The organism is Klebsiella sp. CN_Kp100, assembly GCF_040065315.1.
Lineage (GTDB): Bacteria > Pseudomonadota > Gammaproteobacteria > Enterobacterales > Enterobacteriaceae > Klebsiella > Klebsiella oxytoca.
This window is the reverse complement of sequence record NZ_JBEAIJ010000045.1, coordinates 79,556-93,939: the sequence shown is the minus strand read 5'-3', so window position 1 is coordinate 93,939 and position 14,384 is coordinate 79,556. Positions and strand designations below refer to the sequence as shown.

The window sequence follows — 14,384 nt, the reverse complement described above, 5'->3', positions numbered from 1 at the left end:
AACCAGGGAATGCCGGTATCAAAAACCGGTGCCTTACCGCTTGGCGATACCCCAATACCGTCGCGGTGAACCGCAAACATCGAAAATATGGCTGGGGTACCTGGATTCGAACCAGGGAATGCCGGTATCAAAAACCGGTGCCTTACCGCTTGGCGATACCCCAATACCGTCGCGGTGAACCGCAAACATCGAAAATATGGCTGGGGTACCTGGATTCGAACCAGGGAATGCCGGTATCAAAAACCGGTGCCTTACCGCTTGGCGATACCCCAACAAAAAACTTTTACTTACAACGCGAACAAGTAAATGGTGCGGGAGGCGAGACTTGAACTCGCACACCTTGCGGCGCCAGAACCTAAATCTGGTGCGTCTACCAATTTCGCCACTCCCGCAAAAAAGATGGTGGCTACGACGGGATTCGAACCTGTGACCCCATCATTATGAGTGATGTGCTCTAACCAGCTGAGCTACGTAGCCATATTTTTTTTCGCGTTACCTTATCGGCGTTGCGGGGCGCATTATGCGTATTGAGCTTTGAAGCGTCAACCTCTTTTTCATTGAAAATGGGCTGAAAGTAACTGTTTGGTTAGGTTGCGAACAGCGTGGCGCAATAATCGGCAATTATTGGTTATTTATCGTTTTTAGCGGCTTAAATAAGGCTCAAAGTAAAAACGGACTCCGAAGAGTCCGTTTGGCAAAAAACGAGGCTTAGTAGGCCGACTGGTGTACGCCCACCGCGCGTCCGGACGGATCGTTCATTTTTTTGAAAGATTCATCCCACTCGATCGCTTTTGCGGAGGAGCAGGCGACGGACGGGCCGCCAGGCACGCATTCTGCGGCGCTCGGTACCGGGAAGAGCTCTTCAAAGATCTCACGATACAGATAGGCTTCTTTCGACGATGGCGTGTTGTACGGGAAGCGGAAGCTGGCCGTTTCCAACTGCTGATCGGAAATTTGTTCAGCGGCCACCTCTTTTAAGGTGTCGATCCAGCTGTAACCGACGCCGTCAGAGAACTGCTCTTTCTGCCGCCAGGCGACGCTTGCTGGCAGATAAGATTCAAAACATTCGCGCAGAATATGTTTTTCCATTTTACCGTTGCCGCACATTTTATCCTGCGGGTTGATACGCATTGCCACATCAAGGAACTTCTTATCGAGGAACGGCACGCGGGCTTCAACGCCCCAGGCGGACATCGCCTTGTTCGCACGGGCGCAGTCGAACATGTGCAGCGCCTGCAGTTTGCGTACCGTCTCTTCGTGCAGCTCTTTGGCGTTTGGCGCTTTATGGAAATAGAGATAGCCGCCGAACACTTCATCAGAACCCTCGCCGGAGAGCACCATTTTGATGCCCATCGCTTTGATTTTACGCGACATCAGATACATCGGCGTCGAAGCGCGGATGGTGGTGACATCGTAAGTTTCAATGTGATAGATAACATCGCGAATCGCGTCCAGCCCTTCCTGGACCGTAAAGTGGATCTCGTGATGCACGGTACCCAGATGGTTAGCCACTTCCTGCGCGGCTTTCAGATCGGGGGCGCCTTCCAGCCCAACGGCGAAAGAGTGCAGCTGCGGCCACCAGGCTTCGGATTTTTCCTGATCCTCGACGCGGCGGGCGGCAAATTTCTTGGTGATAGCGGAAATTACCGATGAGTCCAGGCCGCCGGAGAGCAGTACGCCGTACGGAACATCGGACATCAGGTGGCTTTTCACCGACTCTTCCAGCGCCTGACGCAGTTCGTTTTTGTCCGTGACGTTGTCTTTCACCGCGTCATAGTCGAACCAGTCGCGCTGATAGTACTGGCGAATTTCGCCATCTTTGCTCCACAGGTAGCTGCCTGCCGGGAACTCTTTAATCGTGCGGCAGACCGGTACCAGCGCTTTCATTTCCGAAGCGACGTAGAAGTTGCCGTGTTCGTCGTGGCCCATATACAGCGGGATAATCCCGATGTGGTCGCGACCAATCAGGTACGCGTCTTTTTCACTGTCGTAGAGCGCGAAAGCAAACATTCCCTGCAGATCGTCGAGGAAGTCCGGACCTTTTTCCTGATACAGCGCGAGGATGACTTCGCAGTCGGAACCGGTCTGGAAGGCATAGCGATCGCCGTATTCCGCGCGCAGCGCCTGGTGGTTGTAGATTTCCCCGTTGACGGCGAGCGCGTGCGTTTTTGCGGCATTATACAGCGGCTGTGCGCCGGCGTTCACGTCAACGATTGACAGGCGTTCATGCGCCAGAATGGCTTTATCGCAGGCATAGATGCCGGACCAGTCCGGACCGCGGTGGCGCATCAGGCGGGAGAGTTCCAGTGCCTTTTTACGCAGCTCGCCTGCGTCAGTTTTAATATCCAGTACGCCAAAAATCGAACACATAGCCTTCTCCGTTACCCTGTCTTATTTGATGTTGTGCAGGCTTCGTCTCGTTGCGAAGCCCTGGTGCGTGCTTAAGAAAATGCCGCAAAGGGGCGGAGGGCGCAAGGGTTTTACGGCTGGAAAAGGAAATAATGCAATGACGATTGCTGGATAGTGAAAAAAGAGCATGTTTTAAGCACTTTCATTGAATGATATCTAATAATGAGGGTTTTTTATTAGATGAAGGGCTTTTTTGGGGCTTTAAAAGAGAAAAACCACGTCCTGAGACGTGGTTTTATTCAGAAAATATCAATTTCCGCAACGGAAGGGTAAATCCATGAGGGGCGGAACGGCATGCTGTCGATATCATCGAGCGTGGCAACGCCCGAAAGCACCAGGATAGTTTCCAGACCGGCCTGGAAGCCCGCCAGAATATCCGTGCGCAGATTATCGCCGACGATAACCGTTTGTTCCGAATGCGCCTGCATTTTATTCAGCGCGGAGCGGATGATCCACGGGCTTGGTTTACCGACATAGAACGGCTTACGCCCGGAGATTTTCTCGATGCCGGCGCACAGCGCGCCGCAGGCCGGATAGTAGCCGCGGCCGTGCGTATCCGGGTTAGTGGCGATAAAGCGCGCGCCGTTGGCAACAAAAAACGCCGCTTTATGCATCATCTCCCAGTTAAAGGATCGGGTCTCACCGACGATAACGAAATCAGGATTGACGTCAGTGATGGTAAAGCCGGCTTTGTACAGTTCGTGAATCAGCGCGCCTTCGCCGACCACATAGGCTTTTTTACCTTCCTGACGGCGCAGAAAATCCGCCGTGGCCATCGCTGAGGTATAAAAGGCGGTATCAGGGACATCAATTCCGGCGGTCGCAAAGCGGTTCGCCAGGTCCTGGCCGGTCTGCGAAGGGTAGTTAGTCAGCATCACCAGCGGCATCTCTTTTTCGAGAATGCGCTTGATGAATTCGGCGGCGCCCGGTACGGCCACATTGTCGTGCATCAGCACGCCGTCAATATCACAAATTACGTTTTGAATGGTCATGGACTGTCCGACATCGTTAAAGAAAGGCGAAACTATAAAGCGGCTTTAGCTTTCCAGCAAACGCTGGAGCAGGATCCCGTTAAGCATCGCGCGCTTGACCAGAGCAAAAGCGCCGATGGCAGAACGATGATCGAGCGTAGAACGGACCACCGGCAGATTTTTACGGAATGCCTTCAGCGCCTGGGTGTTAATGCAGCCTTCAATAGCCGGCAACAGCACTTTTTCCGCTTCGACGATCTCACCGGCAATCACCACTTTTTGCGGATTAAACAGGTTAATGGCGATGGCGATAGTTTTACCCAGATGACGGCCAACGTGCTCGATCACCTCGCAGGCCAGCGCATCGCCTTTATTCGCGGCTTTACAGATCGTTTTGATCGTACAGTCATCGAGGGAGATTTTGCTCTGATAACCCTGTTCCAGCAGATGACGAACGCGATGTTCAATTGCCGCGTTGGCGGCGACGGTCTCCAGACAACCGAAGTTACCGCAGTGGCAGCGCTCGCCTAAGGGGTCGACCTGAATATGGCCGATTTCGCCGACGTTACCGTTACGGCCAATAAAAATCCGCCCGTTGGAGATGATCCCCGCGCCGGTTCCGCGGTGTACGCGCACCAGAATGGAGTCTTCGCAGTCGTGGCTCGCACCGAAGTAGTGCTCCGCCAGCGCGAGGCTACGGATATCGTGACCGACAAAACAGGTGACCTTAAACTTTTTTTCCAGCGCTTCGACCAGACCCCAGTTTTCAACCTGGATGTGCGGCATGTAGCGAATGACGCCGCTTTCCGGATCGACCAGTCCCGGCAGGATCACCGAGATGGCGATCAGTTCGCGGATTTTACGCTGGCAGCGCTCCATAAAGGCGGCAATGATATTTAGCAGCGCGTGTTCCAGGGTTTCCTGGGTTCTTTCCGGCAGCGGGTAGTGCTCTTCTTCAAGCGTTTTGCTGCTCAAATCATAGAGCGTCAGGGTGGCGTCATAGCGGCCCAGGCGTACGCCGATGGCGTGGAAGCTGCGGGTTTCAGCAACGATGGAGATAGCGCGGCGGCCCCCGGTGGAGGCCTGCTGATCGACTTCTTTGATCAGCCCGCGTTCAATAAGCTGACGCGTAATTTTCGTTACGCTGGCAGGGGCAAGCTGGCTTTGTTCCGCAATCTGGATACGCGAGATGGGGCCGTGCTGATCGATGAGCCGATAAACGGCCGCGCTGTTCAGCTGTTTTACGAGATCGACGTTACCAATTTGAGCCTGTCCGCCTGCTGTCATACTTTACTTACTCAGTGACGACCTCGTTACCATTAACGATGGTCTTGGTGATTTTATAGTCGCGGGTAAATGCGGTCAGGTTAGCGACCATCCCCGGGGCAATGCAGCCCAACTGTTTGTCTACGCCAATCGCACGGGAAGGGTAGAGCGTTGCCATACGTAACGCTTCGTCCAGCGCGATGCCGCAATGCTCAACGAGGTTACGCACCCCTTCAATCATGGTCAATGAAGACCCGCTGAGGGTACCGTTCTCATCTACGCACAGGCCGTTCCGGTAGTATATTGTTTTACCAGCAAAAATGAACTGCTCAATATTGGCGCCTGCCGGAGCCGTTGCATCAGTAACGAGACACAGCTTATCGCCTTTCAGGCGTTTAGCGAGGCGAACGTTAGCGTAATCGACGTGCATACCATCGACGATAATACCGCAGTAGACATCCGGCTCGTCGAAAATCGCGCCGGCGAGACCCGGTTCGCGGCCGGTGATATACGGCATGGCGTTAAACAGATGGGTAGCGAAAGTGATGCCGGAGCGGAAGCCGACTTTTGCTTCTTTGAGCGTCGCGTTGGAGTGACCGGCGGAAACGATGATGCCTGCCGCGACCAGTTTACGGATCACTTCTGGTTCCACGCGTTCCGGCGCCAGGGTGATTTTGGTGATGACATCCGCGTTTTGACACAGGAAATCGACCAGCGCGGCATCCGGCTTACGTACGTAGTCCGGATTGTGGGTGCCTTTTTTAACAATATTCAGCCACGGGCCTTCAAGATGCAGACCCAGCGCCTGGTGAGGATGTTTTTGCAGGTATTCACGCATCACGCGCACGCCCTGCTTCATCAGATCATCGCTGGCGGTAATCAGGGTGGGCAAATAGCTGGTGCAGCCGGAGCGTTCATTGGCTTTCTGCATAATTTCCAGCGTTTCAACGGTCACCGCGTCCGCCGTGTCGTTAAACTGCACGCCGCCGCAGCCGTTAAGCTGGACGTCGATAAAACCGGGGGCAAGGATTGCACCATCAACCGAGCGCTGTTCGATACCGGTTGGCAGCTCTGTTTGAGGACAGATACGTTCGATAAGGCCATTGGCGATAACAATCGCATGGTCATCCAGAATTTCATGACCGGTATAAATCCGGCCTTGGGTTAATGCATACATTACGACCCCCGGTTATCAAAAATGATTGTCCCGCGGGGGCAGCCGCGGGACGAGACTACATTACAGACCTTTGATGTTTTCAGCTTCTAATTCGTTGAAATATTTCAGGGTCTTAACTTTTAGTTCCATGGTGGACGGCTCATCGCAGACCACAACGGCTTTCGGATGCAGCTGCAGACAGGTAATAGTCCACATATGGTTAACGTTGCCTTCAACCGCCGCCTGCAGCGCCAGCGCTTTCTGATGGCCCAGTACCAGAATCATCACTTCTTCCGCGTCCAGCAGGGTCCCCACGCCAACGGTCAGCGCGTACTTCGGCACCTGATCAACGTCGCCGTCGAAGAAGCGGGAGTTCGCTACGCGAGTATCGTGGGTCAGGGTTTTAATACGCGTGCGTGAAGCCAGAGAAGAGGCTGGTTCGTTAAAAGCGATGTGACCATCGTTACCCACGCCGCCCATAAACAGGTGGATTTTACCGTAAGAACGAATTTTTTCTTCATAACGACGGCATTCTGCATCAATATCCGGCGCGTTACCATTCAGCAGATTAATATTTTCCGCCGGGATATCAACGTGATCAAAGAAGTTGCGGTGCATAAAGCTATGATAGCTTTCCGGGTGATCTTTCGGCAGACCAACGTACTCATCCATGTTGAAGGTCACAACATGCTTAAAACTAACCTGGCCTGCTTTGTGCATCTCAACCAGCGCTTTATAAGCGGTCAGAGGCGTACCGCCGGTAGGCAGACCGAGGACAAACGGACGGTCTGCAGTCGGTTTGAACGCGTTGATGCGGTTAACGATATGCCGGGCAGCCCATTTACCGACTTGTTCAGCAGTTACCAGGGGGATCAGTCTCATTGTTCACCTCAATAGTTAAATTAGAACCTGGCGGATTGGCGCCAGCATACTAGTAAGAGTATTGCAGTTACTGCGCCGACCGGGGTCAATCCGTGTTGATTTTTTGAATGATAAAATAAGTTTTCGTTGTTAGCCAGTCAAAGGCGGAGGTGAATACGATATTTGGTGACTATTGTCACAAAAAATAGCCATTTAATTTGCGAGACGAATTAATTTTTCAGACACTTTGCAGGTAAGTTAAAAATTTAACCAGGTTACACAATAATAAAGTGGCTTTAATGAGCCTCAACGGGGTCTCATAGGGGGAATAAGATGAATATTTTAGGTTTTTTCCAGCGACTCGGTAGGGCGTTACAGCTCCCTATCGCAGTGCTGCCGGTCGCGGCGCTGCTGCTGCGATTCGGGCAACCCGATCTGCTTAACATTTCGTTTATCGCGCAGGCGGGCGGGGCAATCTTTGATAACCTGGCGCTGATTTTCGCTATCGGTGTTGCATCCAGCTGGTCGAAAGACAGCGCCGGTGCCGCAGCGCTGGCGGGGGCGGTAGGTTACTTCGTATTGACTAAAGCGATGGTCACCATCAACCCGGCCATCAACATGGGCGTCCTGGCAGGTATCATTACCGGTCTGGTCGGCGGCGCCGTGTATAACCGCTGGTCGGGCATTAAACTGCCTGACTTCCTGAGCTTCTTCGGCGGCAAACGCTTTGTGCCGATCGCAACCGGCTTCTTCTGTCTGGTACTGGCAGCCATCTTCGGCTACGTCTGGCCGCCGGTGCAGAACGCCATCCATGCTGGTGGTGAATGGATTGTCGGCGCGGGCGCGCTCGGCTCCGGTATCTTTGGTTTCATCAACCGTCTGCTGATCCCGACGGGTCTGCACCAGGTGCTGAACACCATCGCCTGGTTCCAGATTGGTGAGTTCACTAACGCTGCTGGCGCGGTATTCCACGGTGATATCAACCGCTTCTATGCCGGTGACGGCACCGCGGGGATGTTCATGTCCGGCTTCTTCCCGATCATGATGTTCGGTCTGCCGGGCGCGGCGCTGGCGATGTACTTCGCGGCGCCTAAAGAGCGTCGTCCTATGGTCGGCGGTATGCTGCTGTCGGTTGCCATCACCGCATTCCTGACCGGTGTGACTGAGCCGCTGGAATTCCTGTTCATGTTCCTGGCGCCGCTGCTGTATCTCCTGCACGCTATCCTGACCGGCATCAGCCTGTTCGTTGCGACGGCGCTGGGTATCCATGCGGGCTTCTCTTTCTCTGCAGGCGCTATCGACTATGTTCTGATGTACAGCCTGCCGGCAGCCAGCAAGAACGTCTGGATGCTGATTGTGATGGGTGTTGTCTTCTTCGTTATCTACTTCCTGCTGTTCAGCGCGGTAATCCGCATGTTCAATCTGAAAACGCCGGGTCGTGAAGATAAAGTGGATGATGTGGTCACTGAAGAAGCCAACAGCAATACCGAAGAGGGCTTAACCCAGCTGGCGACCAACTACATTGCGGCGGTTGGCGGTACCGATAACCTGAAAGCGATCGATGCCTGCATTACCCGCCTGCGCCTGACCGTTGCGGACTCCGCGCTGGTAAACGATGCGGCCTGTAAGCGCCTCGGTGCTTCCGGTGTGGTTAAACTGAACAAGCAGACCATCCAGGTTATCGTCGGTGCGAAAGCCGAATCCGTCGGTGATGAAATGAAGAAAGTGGTTGCCCGCGGCCCGGTTGCCGCAGCAGCAGCGACTTCAAACAGCGCGCCCGCAGCCGCTCCGGCCGCTAAACCGCAGGCCGTCGCTAACGCGAAAACCGTCGAAGCGCTGGTTTCGCCGATTACTGGCGACATTGTGGCCCTGGAGCAGGTGCCGGATGAAGCCTTCGCCAGCAAAGCTGTCGGCGACGGCGTGGCGGTGAAACCGACCGATAAGATTGTTGTTGCGCCGGCAGCGGGCACCGTAGTGAAGATTTTCAACACTAACCATGCTTTCTGTCTGGAGACGGAAAACGGCGCGGAAATCGTCGTCCATATGGGTATCGATACCGTTGCGCTTAACGGCCAGGGCTTTAAACGCCTGGTGGAAGAGGGCGCGGAAGTGAAAGCGGGTCAGCCGATTCTGGAACTGGATCTTGAGTTCCTGAACGCTAACGCACGTTCGATGATTAGCCCGGTCGTATGCAGCAACAGCGACGACTACAGCGCGCTGGTTATCCAGGCAACCGGCAAGGTTGTAGCGGGCCAGACGCCGTTGTACGAAATTAAAGGCAAATAAGACTCCTGAGTGGCGTTTATGCCTCGGCGGCGCAGCGAAACCTGCGCCGCTTTTTTTTACCGCAAACAACCCCATAATCTCCTTCTGATACGTATTTTGCGTAACTAATAGTTGTCTCTACGCCCTGCTTGTAAGATCATGTGCCGTTATACGTTGTTTACGCTTTGAGGAACCCACGATGAGTGAGGCAGAAGCCCGCCCGACTAACTTTATTCGTCAGATCATTGATGAAGATCTGGCTACTGGTAAGCACACCACCGTTCATACCCGTTTTCCACCGGAACCGAACGGCTATCTGCACATTGGCCACGCAAAATCCATTTGCCTGAACTTTGGTATCGCTCAGGATTACCAGGGCCAATGCAACCTGCGTTTCGATGACACCAACCCGGTGAAAGAAGATATCGAATACGTTGAGTCGATTAAAAACGACGTGCAGTGGTTAGGTTTCCACTGGTCCGGGGATGTTTGCTACTCGTCTGATTATTTCGATCAGCTGCACCAGTATGCGGTTGAATTAATCAATAAAGGCCTGGCCTACGTTGATGAACTGTCAGCAGATGAGATCCGTGAGTACCGCGGCACCCTGAAAGAGCCGGGTAAAAATAGCCCGTATCGCGATCGCAGCGTGGAAGAGAACCTGGCGCTGTTTGAAAAAATGCGTAGCGGTGGATTTGCCGAGGGTAAAGCCTGCCTGCGCGCGAAAATCGATATGGCTTCGCCGTTTATCGTGATGCGCGATCCGGTACTGTACCGTATTAAGTTTGCCGATCACCATCAGACCGGAAGCAAGTGGTGCATCTACCCGATGTACGACTTTACCCACTGCATCAGCGATGCGCTGGAAGGAATTACCCACTCTCTGTGTACTCTCGAGTTTCAGGATAACCGCCGCCTGTACGATTGGGTGCTGGATAACATCAGCATTCCCGTGCATCCGCGTCAGTATGAATTCTCGCGCCTCAACCTTGAATACACCGTGATGTCCAAGCGTAAGTTGAATCAGCTCGTGACGGAAAAACACGTCGAAGGCTGGGATGACCCGCGTATGCCGACCATTTCCGGCCTGCGCCGTCGCGGCTATACCGCAGAGTCTATCCGCGAGTTCTGCAAACGCATCGGCGTGACCAAGCAGGACAACACTATCGAAATCGCTGCCCTGGAATCCTGCATCCGCGAAGATTTGAACGAAAATGCTCCGCGTGCCATGGCCGTTATCGACCCGGTTAAGCTGGTGATCGAAAACTATCCGCAGGGCGGCAGCGAAATCGTCACTATGCCGAATCATCCCAATAAACCGGAGATGGGCAGCCGCGAGGTGCCGTTCAGCGGCGAAATCTGGATCGATCGCGCCGATTTCCGCGAGGAAGCGAACAAGCAGTACAAGCGTCTGGTGCTGGGCAAAGAAGTTCGCCTGCGCAATGCTTACGTCATCAAAGCGGAGCGCGTGGAGAAAGATGCGGAAGGCAATATCACCACGATTTTCTGTACCTATGATGCCGACACCCTGAGCAAAGATCCGGCCGACGGCCGCAAGGTGAAGGGCGTGATTCACTGGGTGAGCGCGGCGCACGCGCTGCCGGTCGAAATCCGTCTGTACGATCGCCTGTTCAGCGTACCGAACCCGGGCGCGGCGGAGGATTTCCTCTCGGTGATGAACCCGGAATCGCTGGTTATCAAACAGGGTTTTGCCGAGCCAAGCCTGGCGCAGGCGCAGCCGGAAAAAGCGTATCAGTTCGAGCGCGAAGGGTATTTCTGCCTGGATAGCCGCTATGCAACCGCAACCAATCTGGTGTTTAACCGCACCGTCGGTCTGCGCGATACATGGGCAAAAGCCGGCGCGTAATTCTCCGCCGCGAATGACAACGCCGCTTACAGCGGCGTTTTTTTTATTCAGAATCAGAGAATTAAAATCTCATATTTTCGCGATGCGAATTAATCTTGTTTACAGATTGTAATAAACGCGATTTTTAACCCTTTCTCTTTATCCCCTGGAAATATGTAATCGCTTCCATTTCTCTTAATTTTGTCAGTTTTTGCAAGTACTTCCCCCGCTAAATGTGTGACTTCTAAGACTGAAACAAAAAGACATAAATTATGTGCGCTTTGTCATAATCTTCATCTTTGGTCGGCGAAAGAGATTGATAATTCGCGTCACGAAAAATAGTCTATACCCAGTGGTTATGCGAATTTTTACCGCACCACTTTTAAAGTATTTTTATTTTATTTTTTGCGTGTTGCCCCTGGTAACCGCACTTTTAAAACGTCAAAGAGGATATGCATATGCGTACGTTTAGTGGCAAACGTAGTACGCTGGCGCTGGCTATTGCCGGTGTCACAGCCCTGTCAGGATTTGCAATGGTGCCGGATGCAAAAGCAGAAGGGTTCATTGATGATTCAACGTTAACCGGCGGCATCTATTACTGGCAACGTGAACGCGACCGTAAAGATGTGACCGACGGCGACAAATATAAAACTAACCTGTCGCACTCTACCTGGAACGCCAACCTCGACTTCCAGTCCGGCTACGCCGCCGATATGTTCGGCATTGACGTTGCTGCCTTTACCGCCATCGAAATGGGCGAAAGCAGCGAGAGCGGTCACCCGAACGAAATCGCTTTCTCCTCGCGCAATAAAACCTACGACGAAGACTATTCCGGCGATAAGAGCGGGATCAGCCTGTATAAAGCTGCCGCAAAATTTAAATTTGGTCCGGCGTGGGCGCGCGCGGGCTATATTCAGCCAACCGGCCAAACGCTGCTGGCTCCGCACTGGAGCTTTATGCCCGGCACCTATCAGGGCGCGGAAGCCGGCGCTAATTTTGACTATGGCGACGCGGGCGCGCTGAGTTTCTCCTATATGTGGACGAACGAGTATAAAGCGCCGTGGCATATTGAGATGGATGAGTTTTACCAGAACGATAAGAAAACCAAGGTGGATTACCTTCACTCTCTCGGCGCCAAATATGATTTTAAAAACGACCTGGTGCTGGAAGCAGCATTTGGTCAGGCCCAGGGTTACATCGACCAGTATTTTGCCAAAGCCAGCTATAAATTTGATGTTGCAGGCACGCCGTTAACCACCAGCTATCAGTTCTACGGCACCCGCGATAAAGTCAGCAACGGCGGGGCTAACGATATTTATGACGGCACCGCGTGGCTGCAGGCATTGACCTTTGGCTATAAGGTGGCCGACGTGCTGGACCTGCGTCTGGAAGGAACCTGGGTTAAAGCTGACGGCCAGCAGGGCTACTTCCTGCAGCGTATGACGCCAACCTACGCCTCTTCTAACGGTCGGCTGGATATCTGGTGGGATAACCGCTCGGACTTCAACGCCAACGGTGAAAAAGCGGTGTTCTTCGGCGCGATGTATGACATGAAGAACTGGAACATGCCGGGGTGGGCCTTTGGCGCATCCTATGTCTATGCCTGGGATGCGAAGCCGGGCAGAATGTCCTCGCCAGATGCTTACTACAACCCGGATAAACGCCTGGAAGAGTCCGCCTATAGCCTGGACGCCATGTATACCGTTCAGGAAGGGCGCGCGAAGGGCACGCTGTTCAAACTCCACTTTACGCAATACGACAACCACTCCGATATCCCGAGCTGGAGCGGCGGTTACGGCAACATCTTCCAGGATGAGCGCGACGTGAAGTTCATGGTTATCGCACCGTTCACCATTTTCTGATGCCTGAGCGGCGGGCGTGAGCCTGCCGCAATATCCCGAGGTTATTTATGAAGAAGTTACTGCTTGTCGCCATTATGGCAACAGGTCTGGTTGCCTGTACGCAGTCGCCAGCGCCGAAAGAAGACTCAAAGTTGAGAGACGCCTACAGCGCCTGCATTACTAGCGCGGAGGGGAACCCGGATAAGGTTGAAGCCTGTCAGAGCGTACTGAACGTGCTTAAGCAGGAGAAACAGCACCAGCAGTTCGCCACCCAGGAAAGCGTGCGGGTGCTGGACTATCAACAGTGTATCCAGGCGCGCAAAACCGGTAACGATCAGGCCGTGCAGGCGCGCTGCGACCAGCTCTGGAAAGAGATCCGTAGCAACAATACGCCCCGTTAATCCAGGCGGAGACGGGCAAAGCGGGCGGAGCGTAAACTCCGCCCGCGGCTATTTTAGCGGGGTATTTCTGCTGGCTGATAGCTGCGGCTCAGGCGAGTAAAGAGCATGGCGGTTGCGGCAAGTCCGCATAGCGCAGCGCACATCAGCCACCAGCCCGGCGAGCTTTTATCCCCGGTGATCTCGACCAGCGCGGTGGAAATAGCCGGCGTCAGGCCGCCAAAGATAGCGGTGGCGAGGCTAAAGGCTAACGAAAAGCCCACGGTGCGGACGTAGACCGGCATCACTTCGGTCAGCGCCGCGACCATCGCGCCGTTATACATACCGAAGAAAAACGAGAACCAGAGCAGGACCAGCGTCATACGGGTAAAATCCGGCGCGGCGGTGAGCCAGTGCATCACCGGCCAGGTGGTAAACAGCGCCAGCAGGGTGATGCCCATCAGCACCGGACGACGGCCTATTCTGTCAGAAATTGCCCCGCCAATCGGTAACCAGATAAAGTTAGAGATACCGACCAGCATGGTGACCAGCAGGCTATCGCGAGCGCTCAGATGCAGCACGGCTCTCCCGTAGGTTGGGGTATAAACGGTAATAAAGTAAAAAGTGGTCGTGGTCATCGCCACCAGTAAGGTGCCCGCCGAGATGATGCGCCAGTTTTTTACAATCGTGCTCAGGATTTCTCGGGTATCAGGACGATGTTTACGCTGCAGGAAAGCTTCGGTTTCCTGTAGCGAACGCCGCAGTACAAAAATCAGCGGAATGATCAGACAACCAATAAAGAAGGGGATACGCCAGCCCCATTCGGCGATCTCATCATGGCCAAGCGTTTCGTTCAGCGCGTAGCCAATCAGCGCCGCGACCACGATAGCCACCTGCTGGCTGGCGGATTGCCAGCTGGTATAGAACCCCTTTTTCCCCGGGGTGGCGATTTCCGACAGGTAGACCGACACGCCGCCGAGCTCTACGCCCGCCGAGAATCCCTGCAGCAGACGGCCGACTAATACCAGAATGGGGGCGAGAACGCCGATGGCGTGATAGCCGGGGACCAGTGCTATCAGCAGTGTCCCGCAGCCCATAATCGCCAGCGTCACCATCAGCCCTTTACGCCGCCCGATTCTGTCGATATAGGCCCCCAGCACTATCGCCCCGATAGGGCGCATCAGGAAGCCCGAACCAAACACGGCGAAGGTGAGCATTAACGCCGCAAACTCACTTTCCGCCGGAAAGAACGTTCTGGCGATGTAGGTGGCGTAAAAACCGAACAGAAAAAAGTCGAATTGCTCGAGAAAATTACCGCTGGTCACGCGGAGAATAGCGCCGAAGGTACCGGTGCGCGATGATGATTGCGTCATAGGGGTTGCTCTCCATTGT

General features: G+C 53.9%; 10 protein-coding genes and 4 tRNA genes. 4 read left to right on the top strand and 10 right to left on the bottom strand.

The window, feature by feature from the left end; genetic code table 11:
- Positions 1-88: 88 nt before the first annotated feature.
- The 9 genes from ABLV12_RS20930 to nagB form a co-directional block, all read right to left on the bottom strand.
- Positions 89-163, bottom strand: a tRNA-Gln gene (locus ABLV12_RS20930).
- A gap of 34 nt (positions 164-197) precedes the next feature.
- A tRNA-Gln gene (locus ABLV12_RS20925) sits at positions 198-272 on the bottom strand.
- A 35-nt stretch (positions 273-307) separates the two neighbouring features.
- A tRNA-Leu gene (locus ABLV12_RS20920) sits at positions 308-392 on the bottom strand.
- Between the two features lie 8 nt (positions 393-400).
- A tRNA-Met gene (locus tag ABLV12_RS20915) sits at positions 401-477 on the bottom strand.
- 231 nt (positions 478-708) lie between these two features.
- Positions 709-2,370 (bottom strand): asparagine synthase B, encoded by a 1,662-nt coding sequence (gene asnB, locus ABLV12_RS20910; protein ID WP_064397460.1) that lies wholly within the window; start codon positions 2,368-2,370, stop codon positions 709-711.
- A 278-nt stretch (positions 2,371-2,648) separates the two neighbouring features.
- Positions 2,649-3,401 (bottom strand): HAD-IIA family hydrolase, encoded by a 753-nt coding sequence (locus ABLV12_RS20905; protein WP_004100215.1) that lies wholly within the window; start codon positions 3,399-3,401, stop codon positions 2,649-2,651.
- 45 nt (positions 3,402-3,446) lie between these two features.
- Entirely contained in the window at positions 3,447-4,667 is a 1,221-nt protein-coding gene (locus ABLV12_RS20900; RefSeq protein WP_004100216.1) for an N-acetylglucosamine repressor, read from the bottom strand.
- Positions 4,668-4,674: 7 nt separating this feature from the next.
- Positions 4,675-5,823 carry an N-acetylglucosamine-6-phosphate deacetylase gene (nagA, locus tag ABLV12_RS20895; protein WP_004100218.1) on the bottom strand — a complete coding sequence of 383 codons (1,149 nt, stop codon included), beginning with the start codon at positions 5,821-5,823 and terminating at the stop codon, positions 4,675-4,677.
- A 60-nt stretch (positions 5,824-5,883) separates the two neighbouring features.
- The gene (nagB, locus tag ABLV12_RS20890) at positions 5,884-6,684 is read right to left on the bottom strand and encodes a glucosamine-6-phosphate deaminase (RefSeq protein ID WP_004100220.1); all 801 of its coding nucleotides are present in this window, start codon (positions 6,682-6,684) and stop codon (positions 5,884-5,886) included.
- A gap of 312 nt (positions 6,685-6,996) precedes the next feature.
- Between nagB and nagE the strand changes: the two genes are divergently transcribed.
- The 4 genes from nagE to chiQ all read left to right on the top strand — a co-directional run bounded on the left by nagE (position 6,997) and on the right by chiQ (position 13,016).
- Positions 6,997-8,949, top strand: coding sequence for a PTS N-acetyl glucosamine transporter subunit IIABC (gene nagE / locus ABLV12_RS20885; protein ID WP_004100222.1), 1,953 nt, complete (start codon positions 6,997-6,999; stop codon positions 8,947-8,949).
- 178 nt (positions 8,950-9,127) lie between these two features.
- Positions 9,128-10,795: a glutamine--tRNA ligase gene (gene glnS / locus ABLV12_RS20880; RefSeq protein WP_017146347.1), complete on the top strand. Its 1,668-nt coding sequence runs from the start codon at positions 9,128-9,130 to the stop codon at positions 10,793-10,795.
- 437 nt (positions 10,796-11,232) lie between these two features.
- Positions 11,233-12,636 (top strand): chitoporin, encoded by a 1,404-nt coding sequence (gene chiP, locus ABLV12_RS20875; RefSeq protein WP_004100225.1) that lies wholly within the window; start codon positions 11,233-11,235, stop codon positions 12,634-12,636.
- A gap of 47 nt (positions 12,637-12,683) precedes the next feature.
- Positions 12,684-13,016 (top strand): ChiQ/YbfN family lipoprotein, encoded by a 333-nt coding sequence (gene chiQ / locus ABLV12_RS20870; protein WP_004100227.1) that lies wholly within the window; start codon positions 12,684-12,686, stop codon positions 13,014-13,016.
- 53 nt (positions 13,017-13,069) lie between these two features.
- Here chiQ and ABLV12_RS20865 read toward each other — a convergent pair whose 3' ends face one another.
- A complete protein-coding gene (locus ABLV12_RS20865) occupies positions 13,070-14,365 on the bottom strand; it encodes an MFS transporter (protein WP_064397461.1) in 1,296 nt (431 codons plus the stop codon).
- Between the last annotated feature and the right edge of the window lie 19 nt (positions 14,366-14,384).

Excerpts from the sequence above, each read along its gene's own strand:
- nagA (WP_004100218.1), bottom strand. The coding sequence starts at position 5,823 with ATGTATGCATTAACCCAAGGCCGGATTTATACCGGTCATGAAATTCTG.
- ABLV12_RS20900 (WP_004100216.1), bottom strand. The coding sequence starts at position 4,667 with ATGACAGCAGGCGGACAGGCTCAAATTGGTAACGTCGATCTCGTAAAA.
- asnB (WP_064397460.1), bottom strand. The coding sequence starts at position 2,370 with ATGTGTTCGATTTTTGGCGTACTGGATATTAAAACTGACGCAGGCGAG.
- glnS (WP_017146347.1), top strand. The coding sequence starts at position 9,128 with ATGAGTGAGGCAGAAGCCCGCCCGACTAACTTTATTCGTCAGATCATT.
- nagE (WP_004100222.1), top strand. The coding sequence starts at position 6,997 with ATGAATATTTTAGGTTTTTTCCAGCGACTCGGTAGGGCGTTACAGCTC.
- nagB (WP_004100220.1), bottom strand. The coding sequence starts at position 6,684 with ATGAGACTGATCCCCCTGGTAACTGCTGAACAAGTCGGTAAATGGGCT.
- chiP (WP_004100225.1), top strand. The coding sequence starts at position 11,233 with ATGCGTACGTTTAGTGGCAAACGTAGTACGCTGGCGCTGGCTATTGCC.
- ABLV12_RS20865 (WP_064397461.1), bottom strand. The coding sequence starts at position 14,365 with ATGACGCAATCATCATCGCGCACCGGTACCTTCGGCGCTATTCTCCGC.
- ABLV12_RS20905 (WP_004100215.1), bottom strand. The coding sequence starts at position 3,401 with ATGACCATTCAAAACGTAATTTGTGATATTGACGGCGTGCTGATGCAC.
- chiQ (WP_004100227.1), top strand. The coding sequence starts at position 12,684 with ATGAAGAAGTTACTGCTTGTCGCCATTATGGCAACAGGTCTGGTTGCC.